The following is a 20,318-nucleotide window of genomic DNA, read 5'->3' on the forward strand; positions in this document are numbered from 1 at the left end:
GGGCAAGGGTCTTCCAGGTATGGGTGAGGAAATCGCTGAGATCTGTCATGCCGGGAAGACTGGCATGAGCGCCTATGCGGGGAATTCACGCTTGCGATATGGCTCACACATCACGCGGAATCCCCAGCGCCCGCAGCGTATCGGACCGCTTGCCCCTGTCGGACAGGCCTGTCCGGATTCATCACCCGGTTCAGATCCGGCCCTGTACCCATTCGCGCGTGAGAAAGCCGTCGATCAGGTCGCAGACAAGCCCCAGTTCCGACAAGGCGGTCGAGAAGCGGCGCGGGTCGACCAGTGGTTTGAAGACGGAGCCGGCCTCAAACTGGTTGTCTGCTTCGAGTGCCAGCGTCATGTGACCTCCGTCGAACAGGCCCCGCAGCTTGCCGCCCGAGAAGTGGCGTTCCAGCGCGATGAGACGTTCCATTCTGTCGGGCGAGAGCAAGGCGCGCGCCTCGACCTGATCGCTGGAATAGACTGTGAAAGCCTCATCCAGTTCGCGGGAGATGAGATCCACTTTTTTCAGGTCGCCAGCGCCCTTGCCGCGTTTCCACCAGCCCGACCGGGTCATCAGCGTCCGCCCGGAAAAGCGCTGGGGATATTCGATATGGATCAGGATGCCCTGGAACACGGTCTGGCTGTTCTTGCCGCCCGTATCGAGCTTCGCTTCGACAAGCGCGAACTTGGCGCCTGCCCGTTCGCCCTCGATCAGGTCCTCGAACTTTCGCTGGCTATGCCCTGGCAGCAGCGCCGCATCCTTCAGGACCTGGTAGGCCGGGGTCGGCGCCGGCGCGCCGGCTGTATCATGCAGGGTGACCTGGATGTCGCCAAACACGGTGGAGACGGTGCGCTCTTTTCCAGTCTGCGGCCCGTTGATGGCTCCCATCAATTCCTTGCCGCGCGTTCTGAGCGACTGGAAATCCTCGATGCCGGAAAGGTCCGGGTGCAGGGTCTCATACCGGAAACCGAACGGCTTGCAGGCGGTCTTGAGAATGAGGTCCTTGGTCTGGGACTTCATCGAATAGACCTTCAGCCAGTCAAAGCCAGAAATGCCGACGACGATGATCACGCCGACGAAAAACGACAGCGGAAAGAAAATTCCAAATCCCCCCGACAGGAACAGCATGACGATCACGACCGGCAGCGCCGCGAGTCCACCGAGGAGGGTTCGGGACTTTGCGCGTGAAATTGTCTGCCTGCGGATCACTTCCCGTGCGCCGAGCTCCGGCGCGAGTTCGGTTTCCCAGATCCGCTCGACATCAGCAAATTCCGGCCTCTGGCTTGCCAGCAGGCTTAGCGGCCGCGCATTGCGGATCGCGGCGTCGATGTCCCTGGTATTGCCGATTTCCATGGCGTTTCCCCTTCACGCATTCATGCCGTGCGGAAAGGCGGGAATCCAGCCCGGACCGGTTAGGCCGTTGCGGCGAGGCGCGGTCCGGCATAGGTGACGCGGTTGCGGCCCGTCGTTTTGGAGACGTAGAGCGCGCGGTCCGCCGATTCCAGAACGCGGTCGAGCGATGCGTCGGACGTCAGCATTTCGAAACCGAAGCTGGCGGTCACCGACAAGGTCTTCCCGTCATACTCGATCTCGGCGTGTTCCAGCCGCTCGCGTAGACGGTCACAAACGAGCCAGGCCTGATCGCGATTGACGTTGGACAGCAGCACCACGAATTCCTCCCCGCCCCAGCGGCCCAGCTTGTCGAACGGTCCGCGAAGTTCGGAATAGGCGATCTCGGCAATCCGCTTCAGCATCGCGTCGCCAGCCTGATGGCCATGACGGTCATTGATCTGCTTGAACTGGTCGAGGTCGAACAGGACAATTGCGGCCATGCCGCCCGCGCGGCGCTGGCGATGCATCTCGTCTTCAGCCGAAATGCGGAAGAAGCGGCGGTTCAGGAGGCCGGTCAGCGGATCGGTCGATGCGAGCGATTCAAGCTGGCGCTGATAGCGCTTCAGCTGGAATTCATGCTGCGAGGCGATGGTCGCCGTCGGAATGGCCACACAGGCCGCCGCAACGAGGTTCGCGACGAGGAAACGCTGCGGATCGTCCAGCACGCCCATCTGGTAAACAAAGACGGAGAAGGTGAACGACAGACAGAGCGCCGTCGTTGCAACAAAGACGAAGAACGTCAGAGAATCCTTGATATCACGTGCGTACGAGCTCATTCGCTGCCGTCTCCTAGCCTTGCGCCCGGTATCCTGCCGGGATGTGCGATGGTTATTACACATAATGGCTACCACCCCGACAAAGCGGGGACGCAAATTTGGCGACAGGGCTTCAGACTCTGGCAACAGGTTGATGACGCCTGATCGGCCCTCACCCTCTCGTTGAAACCGGTACCCCTTCCACGGCGCATGGCCACCGGCTGAGCTGGCCAGGAATGGCAAAAAAATTTTGCAATTATCCAGTTGACGCTACCCAGTCCGCGCCCTACGTCCGAGCCACCGCTAGCAGTCGGTATGGGTGAGTGCTAATTCGCCTTTACCGGTCGCTGGCTCCCGTGAGATCAATTCAAACTCGCAATCTGAAGACTAGAGGGCAAAAGCCATGAAACTTCGTCCCCTGCACGATCGCGTCGTCGTACGCCGCGTCAAGGAAGAGGAAAAGACCAAGGGCGGCATCATCATCCCCGACACGGCAAAAGAAAAGCCGCAGGAAGGTGAAGTCGTTGCAGTTGGTAAAGGTGCTGTCGGTGACGACGGAAAAGTCATCGCGCTGGACGTGAAAAAGGGCGACCGCGTCCTATTCGGCAAATGGTCCGGCACCGAAGTCAAAATCGACGGCGAAGACCTGCTCATCATGAAGGAGAGCGACATCATGGGTGTGCTGGAGAAGTAATCTCCGCCCCTGACCGCTTTCCAGAAAAACAGCAAATTCAAAGAGGAAACTCGAAATGGCTGCAAAACACGTAGTTTTTGGCGCTGACGCCCGCGAAAAGATGCTCAAGGGCGTCGATACGCTGGCCAACGCCGTGAAGGTCACCCTCGGCCCGAAAGGCCGTAACGTTGTGATCGAGAAATCCTTCGGCGCCCCGCGCACCACGAAGGACGGCGTCACCGTCGCAAAAGAGATCGAGCTGGAAGACAAGCTCGAGAATATGGGCGCACAGATGCTGCGCGAAGTCGCCTCCAAGGCCAACGACGTCGCTGGCGACGGCACCACGACCGCTACGGTCCTGGCCCAGGCCATCGTCCGCGAAGGCATGAAGCGCGTCGCCGCCGGCATGAACCCGATGGACCTGAAGCGCGGCATCGACAAGGCAGCTGCCGAAGTCGTCAAAGACCTCGCACACCACTCCAAAAAGGTGAAAACCAACGAAGAGATCGCCCAGGTCGGCACCATCTCCGCCAACGGCGAGACCGAAATCGGCGCGATGATCGCTGAAGCCATGGCGAAAGTCGGCAATGAAGGCGTCATTACGGTTGAAGAAGCCAAGTCGCTGGAAACCGAACTCGACGTCGTCGAAGGCATGCAGTTCGACCGCGGCTACCTGTCGCCGTACTTCATCACCAACCCGGACAAGATGATCGCCGAACTCGACGACGCGCTCATCCTGCTGCACGAGTCAAAACTGTCCAGCCTGCAGCCGATGCTGCCGATCCTGGAGCAGGTTGTTCAGTCGCAGAAGCCGCTCCTGATCATCGCTGAAGACGTCGATGGCGAAGCGCTGGCAACGCTGGTGGTCAACAAGCTGCGTGGCGGCCTGAAGATCGCTGCCGTGAAAGCTCCGGGCTTCGGCGACCGCCGCAAGGCCATGCTGCAGGACATCGCTGTCCTCACCGGCGGCCAGGTCATTTCCGAAGACCTCGGTATCAAGCTGGAAAACATCTCGATGGACATGCTGGGCAAAGCCAAGCGCGTTTCCATCGACAAGGACAACACGACCATCGTCGACGGCGCCGGTAAGAAGAAAGACATCGAAGCCCGCGTGTCCCAGATCCGCAAGCAAATCGACGACACCTCGTCCGACTATGACCGTGAGAAACTGCAGGAACGCCTGGCCAAGCTGGCTGGCGGTGTTGCCGTGATCAAGGTCGGCGGCGCAACCGAAGTCGAAGTGAAAGAGCGTAAGGACCGCGTCGACGACGCCCTGAACGCAACCCGCGCCGCTGTCGAAGAAGGCATCGTCCCGGGTGGTGGTACGGCCCTGCTCCGCGCCTCCAAGAACATCGACGTCGTTGGCGACAATGACGACGAGAAGGCCGGCATCGACATCGTCCGCAAGGCGCTCGAAGCCCCGGTCCGTCAGATCGCCGAAAACGCTGGTGTCGAAGGCTCTGTGGTCGTGAACACGATCCTGCAGAACAAGACCCGCTCGCACGGCTTCAACGCCCAGACCGAAGAGTATGGCGACCTGGTCGCCATGGGCGTCATCGACCCGGTGAAAGTTGTCCGCTCGGCTCTGCAGAACGCTGCCTCCGTGGCAGGCCTGCTGATCACGACGGAAGCCTCCATTGCCGAAGCTCCGAAGAAGGAAGGCGCCGGCGGCGGCATGCCTGACATGGGCGGTATGGGTGGCATGGGCGGCATGGGCTTCTAAGCCAATCTGCCCATTCCCTCGCGGAATGACCTTGGGACGGCCCTCCGAAATCGGAGGGCCGTCTTTGTTTTGGCCATTGATGACCGCAACGGCACTGATACGATCTTCCAGGAATCTGCCCCGGCAAGCCGGCAATAAGACCGGCGGCGCCTTCGCCTGAAGGTGACCTGCTGAGGGGCAGAACACGGAGGAAACCCATGACCGAGCTTAATTTCTGGAACCTTGGCGATATTCTGGATGCAGTGGGCGCCGCCCTCGGGCCGGAAGACATGGCGCTGATCCATGGCGAGCGCCGCATTTCGTGGCCTGACATGACGGCCCGATCGAACCGCCTGGCCCGCAACCTGCTGGCCCGCGGCGCGAAAGTCGGCGACAAGGCCGGCTTCTACATGCGTAACCAGCCGGAATACATGGAAGGCCTCGCCGCCTGTTTCAAAGGCCGGCTGACGCATGTGAACGTCAATTACCGCTATCTCGAAGACGAGCTGTTCTACATCTTCGACAATTCCGACTCGACCGTCGTGTTCTTCGATGTCGAATTCATGGACCAGGTGGAGAAAGTGCAGCCGCGCCTGCCGAACGTGGTCGCCTGGGTGCAGGTTGGCGGCGGTAAGACAGCGGACTTCGCTGTCGCTTATGAAGAACTCGCAACCACGGGTGATCCCTCCCCACTGGGTATTCCGCGCTCCGGCGACGACTTGCTGTTCCTCTACACCGGCGGCACGACCGGCATGCCGAAAGGTGTGATGTGGTCCCACCAGATCTGGCGCAGCGCAGGCATGGAGGGCGCGGAGGCTGCCGGCCTGCCCGTGCCGAAAAACATGGACGAGCAGGTGATGGCTGCGCAGGCACTGGGCCGCCATGTGCGCAACGTGCCCGCCTGCCCTCTTATGCATGGTACAGGCCTGTTCACAGCCATGGGCTCGATGATGGGCGGTGGCACCATTGTGACCCTGACCGAAAACAAGCATTTCGATCCGGAGAACCTTTTCGAAACGGTCGAGCGTGAGGGCGTGACCAACATGGCTATCGTGGGCGACGCCTTCGGCAAGCCGATGCTGGCTTATCTCGACGCCAATCCCGGCAAGCACAAGCTCGACTCCGTCGTGGGCATCATCTCCTCCGGGGTGATGTGGAGCACTGAGGTCAAGCGCGGCCTGCTGCGCCACATGCCGAATGCCGCCCTGACCGACAGTTTCGGCGCCTCTGAAGCGGTTGGTTTCGGCTCCTCCGTGATGACGGCGGATGGCGAAGTGAAGACGTCAAAATTCGAAATCGGCTCGAAGTGCAAAGTGTTCACCGAAGACGGCCGCGAAGTCGTGCCGGGCAGCGGCGAAGCCGGCTTCATTGCCCGCGGTGGCGCTGTGCCGCTCGGCTACTACAAGGATCCGGAGAAGTCCGAAAAGACGTTCAAGATGATCAATGGAGAGCGTTACTCGGTGCCTGGTGACTGGTGCACTGTGGAGACGGATGGCACGATCACGCTGCTCGGTCGCGGTTCCAACTGCATCAACACGGCCGGTGAGAAAGTCTATCCCGAAGAGGTCGAGGAAGCACTGAAGGCGCATGACGCCGTGAAGGATGCGCTCGTGGTCGGCGTGCCTGATGACAAATGGGGCCAGGCCATCACCGCGGTGGTCGCACTGGATGGACAGGCTGACGAAGCGTCTCTGCGGGAATTCGTGAAAACCAAGCTCGCCCACTACAAGGCACCCAAGCGCATCCTCTTCAAGGATGATCTGGGCCGCGCCGTGAATGGCAAGGCGGACTACAAATCCATCAAGGCGTTCGCGCTCTCTGAGCTCGGCATCAGCGCCTGACCGGCAATCAGGTCTTCCGGCGCCGCAGGGACCGGAAGACCGCATCGGCCCGTGCCACGAGCGTGCCATCTTCAATCTTCATGTCGGCCATGACGTGAACAAGATCACCGTCCACGCCCTTCACCTGCGGGTGGGCTTCCAGCCACGTCCCTTCCGGCACGATGCCCATGAATTCCATGGTCAGTTTTATGGTGACGGACATGCGCTCGGTCGCTGACCACACCGCCCAGGCGAGCGCACTGTCTGCGAAGGCGCAGATCATGCCGCCATGCATGAACCCCATGCCGTTACAGTGCCGGTCCAGCACCCAGATGCCGCTGCGCAGGTCTCCCTCGCCGGTCGCCAGATAGGACGGTCCGTTATGGATGGAGAACTTGCCGCGCGTGGGACGCGTGGCAAAGCCAGGCGGCGGTGGTCTGAGCGCGTTGCCGTCGCTCATTCGTCCGTATTGCCGAAAATTGGGTGAACTACTTCATCGCCCGGCTCGATGCCCAGCTCGGCCGCGCGACCGCCGTTCAGCTCCAGCACCGACTTCACCGGCACGCCCGGCGAGATCGTCCGCAGCGAGCCCGGCACCGTTTCGCGTGCGATCGCGATGATTTTCCCGTTCGGGTCCATGAACAGCATATCTAGCGGGATCAGCGTGTTCTTCATCCACATGGCCGCTTCGCGCGGCTGGCCGAAATCGAACAGCATGCCGGCATCGGCGTCCATGCTTTTGCGGTTCATGAGGCCGGTGGTGATTTCCTCCGGTTCATCAGCGATTTCCACGGTGAAGGTGTGGGCGCCGTTCGCGGATTCGATGGTCAGCGGGCTGGCTTCCAGCTCGGCCAACGCAGCCGGCGCAGAAAGGACGAGGGCGATGGCGGCCATGCCGCTGACGAGAAAGCGTTTCATGCGCCTTGGTTTAGCCGCCCGCCTGACCAGCGGCAAGCATTCGTGGCGGTTGGAAAATGCTATTCGCGCGGCTTCAGGCTGGTGACGTGCTCGCCCTTGGCGCCGTCTTCGATAATGGCTTCAAGCGGTGTGCCGGGTTCGATCTCTTCATACCCGGCTTTCCGCAGGACAACGGCGTGAACAAAGATGTCCACATCCTTACCTTCCCGCTGTACAAAACCGTAGCCGCGGCCACGATTGAACCATTTCAGTATCACCGGTTCATAGTCCGGCTGAACGCCCAACTCCCGGGCCACAACGGCCTTGGGGCGCTCCATCTCGATGATGCTGGCGGTTTGCCAACCGCGCTCTGTCCGCATTGCATTGCAGACAATACGGGCGCCTTCATCGGCATAGGTTTCGCCATAGGAGCGCAGGCAAGTGATATGAATCATCACATCGCCCGTCAGACTCGCATCCGAGGTCGATTCCGCCACGATGAAGCCGTAGCCCTTGACGCTGTCGAACCATTTGACGCGACCGATCACACGCACCGTTTCGGGCGTTGGGTCCGGCTCAGATTCAGATCTTGCAGCTATTCCCGTCATCAACCCATATTCCCCAATGACGTAACGTAAGAAATGTTAACGCGCTTGTCACGCGATCTTCACACGAAAATTCGTCTGACCGCGAGTTGAGCGCATAATGGTCAAATGTGGAGAAAATTGGTGGTGAATGTGCGCGGGCACAGCCGCAGACCAACAAAGCATTGTTCTTCATTGCGGCTGGATGATCACAGAACCAGGCGGAAGGTCGGATATTGGAAGGCCTGGTAGGGGAGGTTCAATTTGCGGTGTCGCTGCGCCTGAAAGAAAATCACTGCCAGCGGACTGTGCCCCTTGCGACACGATCCTGCCACGGCCAATTTCATCCACTGCCCGGCTCGCATCGAAGGTGCCTTTCAGCCCTGTATCCGGCGCCACGACTGTCAGGGTCATACTGCTGTCCCCTGCTGCATCGGCACCGGTGGAGTTGGGTTTGAGGTTCGAGCGGCATTGCTCGCTGTTCTCCAGATCGCCAAGACAAGGGTCATCCACAACAATTGCGGACTGGAGAATGGCGTCTGTATCCGGAGCGGAAGGTATCTGGCTGATACGTGATTCAGTTTGTTTGACGTCCGGACGCTGATCGACCTGAACCGCCTGGATTCTGTCGCTGTTCTTTTCCGGTTCCTGCCGGACGGCTGCCGGTACCGGAGGCGGAGGTTCTTCAGGCTGTTGGTTGAGGGGAACCATGCCAAGCAATTCCTGAGGACTGATCTCAGTACTGCAGCCCGCCAGGCAAAAAGCAACGGATAGCGACGCAGCCTGGAAAGCCAATCGCCCTGTTTTCACGTTACCCGTTCCTCTTCTCATTTGCGCTTCCGATGCACCCTGGAGAAATGGAGGCCCCGGACCGGAAACCGGCCCGGGGTGATCCGTACTACTGGTTGATCGTGGCCATATTGCCAGCACCGTTCTGCGTGATCGATGCTATGCCACCGCCGGCAACCGTCTGATAGATGCCTGCGGTGTTGCTTGCACCTGCCTGAATGATGGTTGCGTCGTTGCCATCCGTCGACTGCACAATGGTCGCTTGAGACAGTTCGTTTACCGTCTGCTGGACCAAGGCGTCATTATCGTCACCCGACTGAGTGATTTCAGCAACCCGGTCCCGGCTGAAGTTTGCACTCGATCCGGTCTGCTGGATGTCGGCATCGTTTCCGTTTCCGCTCTGCGTGATCGTTGCGCTATCGCGCCCCGACCGCTGCAGCACATCCGCCGTGTTATAGTAGCCGGTTTGCGTGATCTGAGCGCCGTTACCATAACCCGACTGGTCAATGCTCGCCATGTTGAACGAAGCTCCGCCAATCTGATCGATCGTACCGGTATTGGACTTGCCAGTCTGGGTTACCTCAGCCTGGTTGTCATCACCGACCTGCGTAACATAAGCGTTCAACGTGTTGTCCTGCCAGACTCGGCCTTCCTGGGTCACGTCCGCAGAGTTTCCGCCACCATCCTGGTAGACATCCGCCGTCACACTGAAATCAGCCTGGATGCCGGCTTCAGGCACATTGTCATACTGATTGACATTGACCAGGTTTCCGTCTCCGAACTGATTGACCGTCGCCATGAAGTCCTTCGTGTTATCTTCATTGAAGGTCTGCGTCACATTGGTCGTGCTGGCACCATCCTGATTCACGATGGCCGCCATATTGCTTTCACCGTCCCCGTTCATTGTCTGCGTGACATTGGCGATTGCGCCGTTGTCCTGTGTGACATCTGCTGAAATACCGGTCGACCCGTTGCCGTAGATGGCCTGGGTCACGTTCGCAGTGGAGCCACCGTTCTGATTGACCACGGCGGACACATCGCCCGAAATGACAGAGCCTCCCCAGGTGGTCGATGGGTTGTCGACGGTCTGGGTCACGTAGGAAGTCGAACCACCATCCTGGGTAACATTCGCGGAGATACCAGCTGCCCGCAATCCGTCAGCTGTCTGGGTAACTTCGGAAATGGACGCACCAGACTGGTTGACCGTCGCGAAGACGTTCTTGGCGTCACCACCGGTAGCGGTCTGGGCCACACTCGAGTCGGAACCACCGGTTTGATTCACGATTGTACGAAGCGTGCCGGTGAAATTGGGGCCGGTACCCGTCTGCGCAACGTCTGATATGTTGGCATTGCCGTTCTGGGTGACGTTAGCCACTTGGTTGAAGCCTCCGCCGAGGTTCGACTGAACCACCTGTGAGGCGTTGTCATCGCCATATTGCAGGACGGTCGATTCCGGATCAGCATTGTAGGCGTTGTCGATACCGATGGAGCCGTTCGGCGAATCGTCGACCTGGGTGATGAGCGACGAGTTGTCATTACCTGTCTGAACGTTGTCGGCATAAGCGCCGATACCGTCCTGGCTCAGAACAGAGCTATTGTCGTTCCCTGTCTGCTCGATCGATGCAACTCCACCTTCACCTTCCTGATCTACGTCGGCGTTGTTGGATAGACCAGCCTGGGTGACGGTCGCATAATCGACCGTGCCGCCCTGTGTTACCGTGGCCAAGTTGTCAGAGCCTGTCTGCGCGACGGAAGCGACTTCCCCTCCTTCGTCCGCATCAAAGTCCTGCCCCTGCGCCACAGTGGCGGAGTTACCTTGTCCCCCCACTTGCGTTACGATCGCTGTCTGGGAAACGACGCCCGCGGTATACTGATCTACATCCGTCAGATTCGGCGCAGCGCCGGCACTGATGTCAGAGAACTGGGTCACATCCGCCACGTTCCCGACAGCCGAGCCCACCTCGCTCACCTGATCGATATCGGCTTCGTTTACAGCGATGGCAAAATCATCAATTCCAGGAGGCGTATGCCCCTGACGAACCGTCGCGTCATTCAGGTCCCCCGTCTGGTCCACCGTCGCGACGTTTTCATTGCTTACCAGCCCGGTCGTTACCAGGTCGGCATCCAGCGTCTGGTCGACGTCTGCTGTGTTGCCAGCACCGCTCTGATTGACGATCGCCTCTTCGGCTAACGCAGGACCTCCGAAACAGACTGCCGCGATTGCGACAGTTGCGAGTAGTTTCTTGCGCATGAGGTATCTCCTTGTCATTGCACAATCTGCCTGCCAGTTCGTTCTCGAACCGGCGTCTTTAAGGCCAATCTGGAAGATACATCCTGTCCCCCCACATGGCTTCTGCCACGCCCCGCCGTGATACAGCCTAAGGCATGTCTCCCCCAGACACGATGCGTCATGGTCCGCTTTGCGTCACACTGACTGCTCCGCAGCCTGACGATATGACGCACCCCGTCTGGTTAATCGTATACTCAAGCGCGGTACCGGTCTGAACCAATATCGCGGAAAGCCCCTCTCCATCCTGGAGAATCGCGCCCCTATTATCGTGCCCGTCCTGCTCAATGGTGGCGCTATTATCTGCACCAGTTTGTTCAATGAGGGCGGAGTTGTCGTCACCCGTTTGGGTGATGGCGGCAAAATTTTCGGCGGCAGCAAGCGTACCTGGCGCGACTGTCTGCGCGATCGTGCCGGAATTGCCGTTCCCCGTCTGGACGAGCATTGAGGTGTTGCCGAAGGTCGGACCGAAATCGTTCGTCTGCCGAATAGTTGAATCGTTGAAATTGCCTTTGACCGTGACATACGCCTTGTTTTGCCCAGGTCCGTCGGCCGCACTTTGGGATATGGAGAATGTGTTCTCGTCTCCAATGAGACTCACCTCAGCAACAGCTCCATCTCCGGTCTGGGTGATGGTGTTGGCCCTGTCACTGGCCCGGTTCATCTGACCTTGCACATAGGCATCAACAACCAGGTCCCGGCCGTCCTGAACGATCTTCACCTGATTGCCTGCGCCGGATTGCGCAAGCCGTGCCTGGGCGAGGCGGGTCCGCGCAAGGACATCGGAGATTTGTTCGATGTTGGCGAAGGACTGTTTCTGCCCCTGCTCCGCCGATGCTGGCAAAGCGCCTCCGCAAACAATTGCGCAACCGGTCAGTATGACCGCAGGCCGAAATCCGCCGGATGGCCTCTGTTGGCCGGACTTGGATTGTCTTCCACGTGGTAACATCCACGCACCTCCCGAGTTGCCCGCCAGCCCAACTGGCAGTATTCAATCGGGAGCAGCCGATTGGCTGCCCCCCGGGGAGAGACCGGTCCGAGCGCCAACTTGAAGTCGGCCTCTCCCCACCCTGGCGCATCGCGCCGGTTCATCCTTTATGGTTCGGGCAAGATCACTTACAGGGTGGTCGCCCCCGTGATCCGGCCTGAACGAAACGTCACTTACCCTGCCAATCCGGCTCTCCTTGCAGCAATTCCTTCGGAACGCTCTTCAGCGCACCTTTGGGAAATTCCGTGCGATAGTTTGCATCATAGAAGTCCAGCGCAGCTTGCCCCTGCTCCGGATCTTCGAAGCTCCACAGGCCCGATTTCACGCCCTCGATGATCATCCCGTAGACCGCCTTCTCCAACGCCTGCCGAACCGCCAGATGTCGGGGCTGGTTTAGCGTGATCCCCGCCTCAGCTTCGAGCAATTCGCGGTAGGCGACGTATTTGAAGGCGTTGGCATGCCAAGCGACGGAGGCGACCCGCTGCTCGGTTGAGACCGAGATGAGCACTTCACCCGTCTTCACGCTCACCGCGCGCAGGTAAACCGAGACGGCATCCTCCCGGTACTGTGTATCCATTCCGATGCCGAGGTATCGCGCCCCTGCTCCACCCGTCTGGGTATTTGTGTCATATCCCGTGATCGCGCCCTCGATCAGGGTGCCCGCGAACAAAAGCGCTGGCAACGCCATGGAGTCTTTCGCAGATTCACCGAGATACCGCTGGCGCATTTCGAGTATGATCTGGCGCTCCTTCAAAAGGTTATCCAGCTTTTCCCGTTCGACGACCTTGAACCAGCTCTGGTCGCCGGCATCCTGTAAAGCCTTGATAAGGATGGGGGTCGCACCCTGCGTCACCGCCCGTGAGAGCGTCTGCACAGTATCGCTTGGCTTGAATGCGCCCGTTTCGTCGCTCACGCCATAGACGGCCACCGGAATCTGCTCCGATGGCTTCGGCAGCCAGAGCAAAGCATATTCGGTTTGCGTCCTCGGATTGACCACCGGCTCGGCCATTTTCGTCTTCACCTTCGGTGGTGTGCCACAGGACGCCAGCACCATGGCCAGTGCAAACACAGGCGCCGTGACCGCCTTGAAACTACGCATCGACAATCTACTCCCCGCACATTTACGATCAGCCGCCGGTGGTGAAAATCGGAACGACAATCTCGGTAGTCGTACCGGTTGTGGCGTCGAAAATGGTCAATGTGATGGAATCCAGCCCCCGCTGAAATTCCACCGTCTGGTCGCCGAACACGACCCGCCCGTAGTCCTGTGGATTATCTCCGAAAATGGCATTCGCGACTTCCGAAGCGAGACCGGACAACAACCGGCTCTGCAGCTGGCGGATAAACAGGTCGGCCTGAGGATCGCTGGACGACGCGCTCTGTGGCGGCTCGGTGTCATCCTGTGCGTTGGCTACGCCCAACAGATGGGCCGAATTGAAGGGATTGCCGCCGAAAGAGGGATTCACCGGCGTATACACCAACTCCTGCGCGGACGCGGACGGTGCGTTCATCCATATGGCCACCAGCATCAGCGCCGGAAGGAACAAAGTCTGCCCACGGATCTTCATGAGCGAATTACCTGTTGTCGACCTAGTCATTTACCGGTCCTTTCCAACGTTCTCCATCAACGATAAGCCGCCCGGCACGTGTCAGGTTGATCTCTCCAAGCGTGACCCCGTCATTTACATACGCTCTCGCCGCAGCCCCGATCGCGATCCGTGACGTTGAGGCAACGCCGTTCACATCCAGCTGGGACGCGCCGTCTAGTTCAGCGGTCAATTCGGACAAGTCGACATCTGCCAGGGTCGCCCGGCTGGTTCCGGACATGAACACTTGCGCAGCACCTGCCACCTTCTCCGAGTTCAGTTTCGACGTTCGTCCCAGGCATGCACTCAGCAGGCGACCGACATTGGTAACCCTGATTAGGCCGCCATTGCTCGCATCTATGTCCGCCCGCCGCGCATGTTCGACACTGAACCGCGCGGCACCCATGGTCGTCAGGCGGAGCGTGTCTTTCACACTTTTCGCGACGACGTTGGAGCAACCGCCGGCAAGGATTTCCAGATTTTCCGTTTCGGAAACTTCGGCATCCCCCGCACGTAGTACCAGCTTGACATCCGCCGTTTCAGGAACCGAAACCACGATGGAAGGAAAATCCGTAATCGGGTGCGTGGCACCGTCTTGGAATGAAATCAACAGATTGCCATTCGTCCGGACGCAGTTCATGGCGATAGGCGCAGGCATGCCGCGAATTCGCAGGCCAGTTGTCACACTTTCGTCCATGATCACCCGGCCAAAGTCTGATGCACCTTCTGTAATGGATACAACGCTGATCGCACTCTGATCGCTGCGTACGATCCGCACTGTACCGATAAAGTCATCTATCTGGAGTCCCACTTCATCCCCGATCCGGTCTGCCGGCAGACTTGCGTGCGCCGCCATGGAAAGGAGCGGAAGTGCGCAAAGTAGTGCAACCACCCGACTGAGGATCGCCTTCCACACGGAAACGTCCATCAGCACACCTCCTTTCCATGACATCCCCAACCCAGACCTCTTGTTTGAGAGACCCAAATCCTGGCGGCTCATGTCCCCGGCCAGTCAGGATTGTTTCCCTCGCCTATGCGGGTAACAAAGCGTTAATGTCGTGGAAGTGTCATCCCTCATTTGGGGGATGCGCGCTCCGGCAGACAAGATTTTCTTTCAGAGGATGAATGGTGCGGCGGTTGCGCCACGCTCAGTCATGGTAATCGAATGCGAACCGAGACAGTTTGATGACGATTTCTGCCTGACGCCGTGTGCCGGTTTTCATGAGTATCGACTTAAGAAGGGACTTGATCGTGCTGATTGCAACCTCTCTCCCTTCGGCAATCTCCGCAAGGGTATCACCCGCATAAAGGCGTTCACATACATCGCACTCGGCGTCCGTGAGAACGAAAGCCTGTCGAAGCAGATACCGGTCCAGCCTCTTGGGCTCGAGCAGCGGGTCCAGCACGAGAATGGCGTGGCCTGACCTTCCGCCAAAGTTTTTCAGGGGCGGCACGGGCGTAACTGTGCAGATAAAAGTTCGCTCGGGACGCAGCCGGGTGAAGGAAAAGCGCCCGCCAGCCTGGCCATTCGTTCCCCTCAAGGCAGCGGCAAGCGATAAATTCACTTCATCGGACAACGTATCGAGGCGGCCAAAATGATCTCGGCGGAGCAGGCCTGACGACAGCAGTTTCTCGAATTGCTCTGAATACCGGAGCAGGACACCTTCTTTGTCGAGGATCGCGACGTGCGCTTGCGGACCGAATAGATCCAACAAGGAGGACGCCCGTGTGTCCACGACTTGTTCCGCCAGCTGCACGACCGGCAAGGCGCTCTGGACAATATTGGCAAACTTTTCGAGGACGTCTTTTTCGAATGGTCCTTCCTCGTATGGGCGCGCAATCGCAAGTCCGACGATATGCTCATCACCTCTCGACAGGATCGCTCCGGAGAACTGGCCAATTCGAGCCGGGATTAGGAACTCCTGATAAACAGGATGCGTCCGAACCGTTTCGGCGTCCACCAGATCCGCATCATGAAAGATTCGCCCGGCCGGCATGGTGTCGAAAACCTTTTTCCGAGGATTTTCGGTGAGGTATTCGGCTTCCTTTTTGAAAAGCTCGAAATCGACAGACCCGAAGATGGCCGAGTCGAGGATCAAGTTTGAATCGCTCACGGCAATCAGCTGCGCTGTCCCGGCGCCGCAATACTCCGTCAGCCACGCTAAAGCCTCTGGCAAGCTCTCGCTGTCACACATTCCTTCCAGCAACAATTCCTGGAATCGGCCAGGCGAGCTGGTCGCCATCTACTGATCCTCTACTTGACTCCCACAAGTAGAAACATAGATTTTTTTTCCAGCATGGCAACATTAATGAAGGTAGCATGATCTGCGCGCTTGCGGGCTCATCGGCAACCAGGGGTCTCGTCAGGCCTCTTCGGAGTTTTCAGCTTCGAATGCCTTCATGGCCCGCAATTCGTCTCTCAGGCCGAGATACAAACTGAAACAGCAGGCCAGCAGAATAAACGTGAAGGGCAACGCCGCGGTGATGGTGCCCGCCTGAAGGGACTGAAGCACATCTGTTCCGCCGCCATACAAAAGGGCAGAGGCGGTCAGGCCGAGCATGCACGCCCAGAAGACGCGCTGCGCAACCGGCGCATCGGTCTTGCCGCCGCTGGTGATCGTATCAACGACAAGGGCACCGGAATCCGCCGATGTCACGATGAAGACGACAAGCAGGAAAATTGCGACGACGGACGTGATCTCCGCAAACGGAAGATCTTCCAGCATCTGAAACAGAACAAGCGACGCACTGCTCATGCCATCGGCGAGTTCACCTGCGCCGGATTGATTGAGCATCAGCGCCGTCTCACCGAACGCCGTGAACCAGATCACGCAGATCGTAAACGGGGCCAGCAGGACAACGGCGAAATATTCCCGCACAGTTCGGCCTTTGGAAATCCGCGCAATGAACATGCCGACGAAGGGTGACCAGGATATCCACCAGGCCCAATAGAATATGGTCCAGTCGTGGAACCAGACGATATCCGGGCGATCCACCCAGTTTGTAAGAGCTGGCGTATCAGTGATGTAAGCCAACAAATTCTCGCCGAAGCCGGTGAAGATGAGAATTGTCGGCCCGGCGATGACCACGAAGATCAGAAGGCCGAACGCAATGCTCATATTGACGTTGCTGAGGAACTTCACCCCGCCGTCCATCCCGCGCAGGACCGAAATGACTGCGAGCCCCGTCATGAAGGCAATCAAGCCAATCTGCACGTAGCGGTTCGGTTCAAACCCGAACAGGTAAGCGAGACCGCTGGTCGCCTGGGTCGCCCCGATTCCAATCGTTGTGGCGAGACCGAACACGGTCGAAACCACGGCAAACATATCAATGATATGGCCTGGCCATCCCCAGACGCGCTCGCCGAACACATGGTAGCAGGCCGACCGGATGCTGAGCGGCAGCCCTTTGTTGTGGGCAAAAAATCCGAGCGCCAGACCGACGATCGCGTAAATGGCCCACGGCGCGAGGCCCCAGTGGAAGATGGTTGCGCTGAACGCGAGCCGCTCGGCCGCCGGTGTTTCCGGAGGGACGTTCAACGGCGTGCCGTACCAGTCCGTGTAATAGGCCAGGGGTTCGGCGGCACCATAAAACATGAAGCCTACCCCAACACCTGCCGCAAACAACATCGCCACCCAGGAATGCGTCCTGAATTCAGGCTCGGCAGCGGCGCCCCCAAGCCGGATCCGGCCCAGTGGGCTGAAGGTAAGGTAGAGCGCAAAGGCGAACACAATCACCGGCGTGATAGCAAAAAGCCAATCCGCGCGCTGGAGCGTCCAGGTTTTCGCTGCTGTGAGATAGTGGGTCGCCGCGGCGGGAAAAATCAGGCTCATCGCCGCAAAAAGGACGATCAAACCGGCGCTCAGGAAGAACACCGGATTGTGGACGTCCAATCCGGCGATTTCGACATTGTCCTGACCGACTTCATAGTCAGTCTCGTAAACAAAGAGGATTTCGTCTTCGGGGAGTTCTGCCTCGGGCGCTTCAGCGCCGGATGCGCTTGGGTCGAAATCTTGAGCCATATGCGGCTATTGCCGTAATTACGTCGATAGTCAAATGATTGCACTGCAGGTTTCGCCCGCCATTGGAGGCGTAATGTGGACTCTATGTAACAGTTTTCAGCCAATCCCCGGGATAAAGCAGCCGCAGCCCTTTAGATTATCGAAATAAACAAGTAGCCCAGACGCATCGAGCAGCCACGATTCTCATGCCGCGCGCCCGTTCGTTGTGCGTGCGACGGCTGGAGCTGACCCAAGGGGAAGAATATGAAGAAGTTAAAGTACGGCGCGTCGCTGATGGCGATCGCCGGCCTCGTCGTATCGCATGCGCAAGCACAGGAAAACGCACCGGCACAGCCGGCTGCGAAAGTGAAGCGCCTTCAGGCTGTCACCGTGACCGCCACCAAGCGCGCAGAAAGCGCCCAAAGCATTCCTGTCGCCGTGACCGCTCTTGGCCAGCAGGAGCTGGAAGCGCTCGGCGTGAAAAGCTTCAACGACTATCTGATCCAGCTGCCGGGCGTGACCGCAGGCGGCGCTGGCCCCGGCCAGAACACGATCTACATCCGCGGCCTCGCCTCGACGACGCCGAACCTGACAGTTGCCGGTGTCGCGGGTCTTGCACCGAATGTCAGTTTCTATCTCGACGAACAGCCGCTGGCTCAGCCGGGCCGCAACCTGGACGTCTACGCTGCCGACATTGAGCGCGTGGAAGTTCTTTCCGGTCCGCAGGGCACGCTCTTTGGCGCAAGCTCGCAGGCTGGTACCGTTCGCATGATCACCAACAAGCCGTCGCTGAACGGCTTCGATGCCGGCTTCAACGCGTCGACCTCTTTCACCGACGGCGGTGAGATGAGCAACAGCGTTGAAGCGATGATCAACCTCCCGGTCAATGACAAGCTGGCGATTCGCGGCGTCGTTTACTCCGATACGCAAGGCGGCTACATCGACAATGTCGGTGGCGTCCTGACGGCAGAAGAATCCGGCCGCTTCCGTCCGGCTGGCACGGTCAGGGCAAACGGTGTTCCGGTGAGCGCGCAGCGTGAAGGCTTCCAGGCCGGTGCTGACCTGTCCGGCGTGACCTTCATCCCTGCCAACAATGGCACGATTGCTGAAAACGACATCAACGACGTGACTTATCAGGGCTTCCGCCTGAGCGGCCTCTACGAGATCAACGAAGACTGGGACATCCTGCTCCAGCATTCGCAGCAGCAGATCGATGCAGAAGGCGTGTTCTCAGCCGATCCGGAACTGGACGATTACGATATCGTCCGCTTCACCCCGGAAAGCACCGAGGACAAGTTCCACAATACCGCCTGGACGGTGAACGGCCGCCTTGGTGCGCTGGAAGCTCTCTACACCGGTGCGTATACGGAACGTACGACGGATCAGATCGTCGATTATTCCGACTACCTCTTCGTCGGCCAGTACCTGCCCTACTATATCTGCGACTACTCGGTCACCTATCCGGCCGGCGCCCCGACGGGCACCTGCTACGCTCCAGACCTTTATGTGACGTCGCACAGCGAAACCAAGGTACAGACCCACGAACTTCGCTTCAACACGCCGGAACAGTATCGCTGGCGCGCCACGTTCGGCGGTTTCTTCAGCGACCTTGAACTGGCTGAGCGCAACGACTTTGTCTACCCGGGGTCGACCCAGGTTGCCTACACGGATGGTACGATCGGCTTTGCCCCGAACTACCCACTGACCAACACGGACGTCACCGGCGCCATCGGTAGCGCCGCACCTGGCTACTACAGCCAGCCGGGCCCATTCCCGGAAGGCGTGATCTTTCGCAACGACGTAAAGCGGACTGACAAACAGTTCGGTATCTTCGGGGAATCCAGCTTCGATATCACCGACCAGTTCTCGCTGACCCTCGGTGCCCGTTACTATGATGTGGAAGTCGATCTGGAAGGCAGCGCCAACTCGTCCTTCTACAACCTCTACACCGAGAGCGACCAACAGGTCTTCGGTACCAACATTTCCTACATCTACGGCCCGAATGGCCCGACAGGTGCGCCCGACAAGGCGGCAACGGATGGCTTCATCTACAAGGTTACGGGTGAATGGACCCCGACCGCAGACCTGCTGTTCTACGCCACCTATTCGGAAGGCTTCCGGGCTGGTCTGCTGAACCGTCCGGGCGGCACTGCAGGGCCCGGCGGATACGTCGTGCCTTACGCCGTCGATACCGATGAAGTGAAGAACTATGAAATCGGCTGGAAAACAGAGCTCTTCGACAACTCGCTGCGCTTCAATGGGTCGGCATTCTTTGTCGAAGTCGACGGCCTGCAGACCACGATCTTCGATCCGTCGATCGTGAACCTGTTCTTCTCCGACAACGCGGCGAACGCCGAGATCCAGGGCATTGAAGGTGACTTCACCTGGGCCCCGGCATCCATTGACGGCCTGACCGTTGCAGGTGCCTTCTCTTTCCTGGATACGGAAATCACGGAAGTTCTGGTTCCGACCAATGATGTGGTCAAAGGATCCGACCTAGCCTTCGCGCCGTCCTACCAGGGCAACCTTCGTGTCCGTTATGAGTGGGATCTGGAACAGCAGATCGCGGGTCAGAACCTGCGCGCGCACGTTATGCCGCAAGTCGTGATCTCGGATGACTCCTTCACTGACGTGATCGAGATCAACAAGATGAAACTTGACGGTTACACCACGCTCGGCGCGACAGCTGGCGTCACAGGTGACAACTGGACCGCCGAATTGTTCGCGTCCAATCTGACGAACGAATATGCGGCTCTCAGTGGCAGCTTCGTCTACGACCGCGAGCGCATTACACCGATGCGGCCGCGGACGATCGGCTTCCGGTTCTCCTACGACTACTAGGACAGCCC

17 protein-coding genes are annotated in these 20,318 nt (G+C 59.0%); 4 read left to right on the forward strand and 13 right to left on the reverse strand.

What is annotated here, in order from left to right:
* Positions 1-190 precede the first annotated feature (190 nt).
* On the reverse strand, positions 191-1,348 hold the full coding sequence (locus HY26_RS08565) for a DUF3137 domain-containing protein (RefSeq protein ID WP_112073398.1): 1,158 nt from the start codon (positions 1,346-1,348) through the stop codon (positions 191-193).
* 59 nt (positions 1,349-1,407) lie between these two features.
* The gene (locus HY26_RS08570) at positions 1,408-2,163 is read right to left on the reverse strand and encodes a GGDEF domain-containing protein (RefSeq protein WP_051600195.1); all 756 of its coding nucleotides are present in this window, start codon (positions 2,161-2,163) and stop codon (positions 1,408-1,410) included.
* Between the two features lie 382 nt (positions 2,164-2,545).
* Between HY26_RS08570 and groES the strand changes: the two genes are divergently transcribed.
* From groES to HY26_RS08585, 3 genes are all read left to right on the forward strand, one after another.
* Positions 2,546-2,836 (forward strand): co-chaperone GroES, encoded by a 291-nt coding sequence (groES, locus tag HY26_RS08575; protein ID WP_034768346.1) that lies wholly within the window; start codon positions 2,546-2,548, stop codon positions 2,834-2,836.
* 55 nt (positions 2,837-2,891) lie between these two features.
* Positions 2,892-4,538 carry a chaperonin GroEL gene (groL, locus tag HY26_RS08580; protein WP_034768345.1) on the forward strand — a complete coding sequence of 549 codons (1,647 nt, stop codon included), beginning with the start codon at positions 2,892-2,894 and terminating at the stop codon, positions 4,536-4,538.
* 197 nt (positions 4,539-4,735) lie between these two features.
* On the forward strand, positions 4,736-6,358 hold the full coding sequence (locus HY26_RS08585; protein ID WP_034768343.1) for an acyl-CoA synthetase: 1,623 nt from the start codon (positions 4,736-4,738) through the stop codon (positions 6,356-6,358).
* A gap of 7 nt (positions 6,359-6,365) precedes the next feature.
* Here the strand turns inward: HY26_RS08585 and HY26_RS08590 are convergent, their stop codons facing one another.
* The 11 genes from HY26_RS08590 to HY26_RS08640 all read right to left on the reverse strand — a co-directional run bounded on the left by HY26_RS08590 (position 6,366) and on the right by HY26_RS08640 (position 17,490).
* The gene (locus HY26_RS08590) at positions 6,366-6,797 is read right to left on the reverse strand and encodes a PaaI family thioesterase (RefSeq protein WP_034768341.1); all 432 of its coding nucleotides are present in this window, start codon (positions 6,795-6,797) and stop codon (positions 6,366-6,368) included.
* Complete coding sequence (locus HY26_RS08595) at positions 6,794-7,255, reverse strand: DUF192 domain-containing protein (protein ID WP_034768339.1); 462 nt, start codon at positions 7,253-7,255, stop codon at positions 6,794-6,796. The genes HY26_RS08590 and HY26_RS08595 overlap by 4 nt, the downstream gene beginning before the upstream one ends.
* Before the next feature lie 59 nt (positions 7,256-7,314).
* Positions 7,315-7,842: a cold-shock protein gene (locus HY26_RS08600; protein ID WP_051600194.1), complete on the reverse strand. Its 528-nt coding sequence runs from the start codon at positions 7,840-7,842 to the stop codon at positions 7,315-7,317.
* 168 nt (positions 7,843-8,010) lie between these two features.
* Complete coding sequence (locus HY26_RS08605; protein ID WP_034768337.1) at positions 8,011-8,529, reverse strand: hypothetical protein; 519 nt, start codon at positions 8,527-8,529, stop codon at positions 8,011-8,013.
* Between the two features lie 187 nt (positions 8,530-8,716).
* Positions 8,717-10,858 carry a hypothetical protein gene (locus HY26_RS08610; protein WP_158531455.1) on the reverse strand — a complete coding sequence of 714 codons (2,142 nt, stop codon included), beginning with the start codon at positions 10,856-10,858 and terminating at the stop codon, positions 8,717-8,719.
* Between the two features lie 157 nt (positions 10,859-11,015).
* Positions 11,016-11,738 carry a hypothetical protein gene (locus HY26_RS08615; RefSeq protein ID WP_158531456.1) on the reverse strand — a complete coding sequence of 241 codons (723 nt, stop codon included), beginning with the start codon at positions 11,736-11,738 and terminating at the stop codon, positions 11,016-11,018.
* A gap of 313 nt (positions 11,739-12,051) precedes the next feature.
* Entirely contained in the window at positions 12,052-12,981 is a 930-nt protein-coding gene (locus HY26_RS08620) for a CsgG/HfaB family protein (RefSeq protein ID WP_051600191.1), read from the reverse strand.
* A gap of 28 nt (positions 12,982-13,009) precedes the next feature.
* The gene (locus HY26_RS08625; protein ID WP_233351579.1) at positions 13,010-13,450 is read right to left on the reverse strand and encodes a curli assembly protein CsgF; all 441 of its coding nucleotides are present in this window, start codon (positions 13,448-13,450) and stop codon (positions 13,010-13,012) included.
* A gap of 22 nt (positions 13,451-13,472) precedes the next feature.
* Positions 13,473-14,396 (reverse strand): hypothetical protein, encoded by a 924-nt coding sequence (locus HY26_RS08630; protein ID WP_112073401.1) that lies wholly within the window; start codon positions 14,394-14,396, stop codon positions 13,473-13,475.
* 220 nt (positions 14,397-14,616) lie between these two features.
* Positions 14,617-15,711 (reverse strand): helix-turn-helix transcriptional regulator, encoded by a 1,095-nt coding sequence (locus HY26_RS08635; RefSeq protein WP_112073402.1) that lies wholly within the window; start codon positions 15,709-15,711, stop codon positions 14,617-14,619.
* 120 nt (positions 15,712-15,831) lie between these two features.
* On the reverse strand, positions 15,832-17,490 hold the full coding sequence (locus HY26_RS08640) for a BCCT family transporter (protein WP_199288545.1): 1,659 nt from the start codon (positions 17,488-17,490) through the stop codon (positions 15,832-15,834).
* Positions 17,491-17,733: 243 nt separating this feature from the next.
* Here HY26_RS08640 and HY26_RS08645 point away from each other — a divergent pair, with 243 nt between their 5' ends.
* On the forward strand, positions 17,734-20,310 hold the full coding sequence (locus HY26_RS08645) for a TonB-dependent receptor (protein ID WP_112073403.1): 2,577 nt from the start codon (positions 17,734-17,736) through the stop codon (positions 20,308-20,310).
* Positions 20,311-20,318: the final 8 nt, after the last annotated feature.

Source organism: Hyphomonas sp. GM-8P (assembly GCF_003263315.1).
GTDB lineage: Bacteria > Pseudomonadota > Alphaproteobacteria > Caulobacterales > Hyphomonadaceae > Hyphomonas.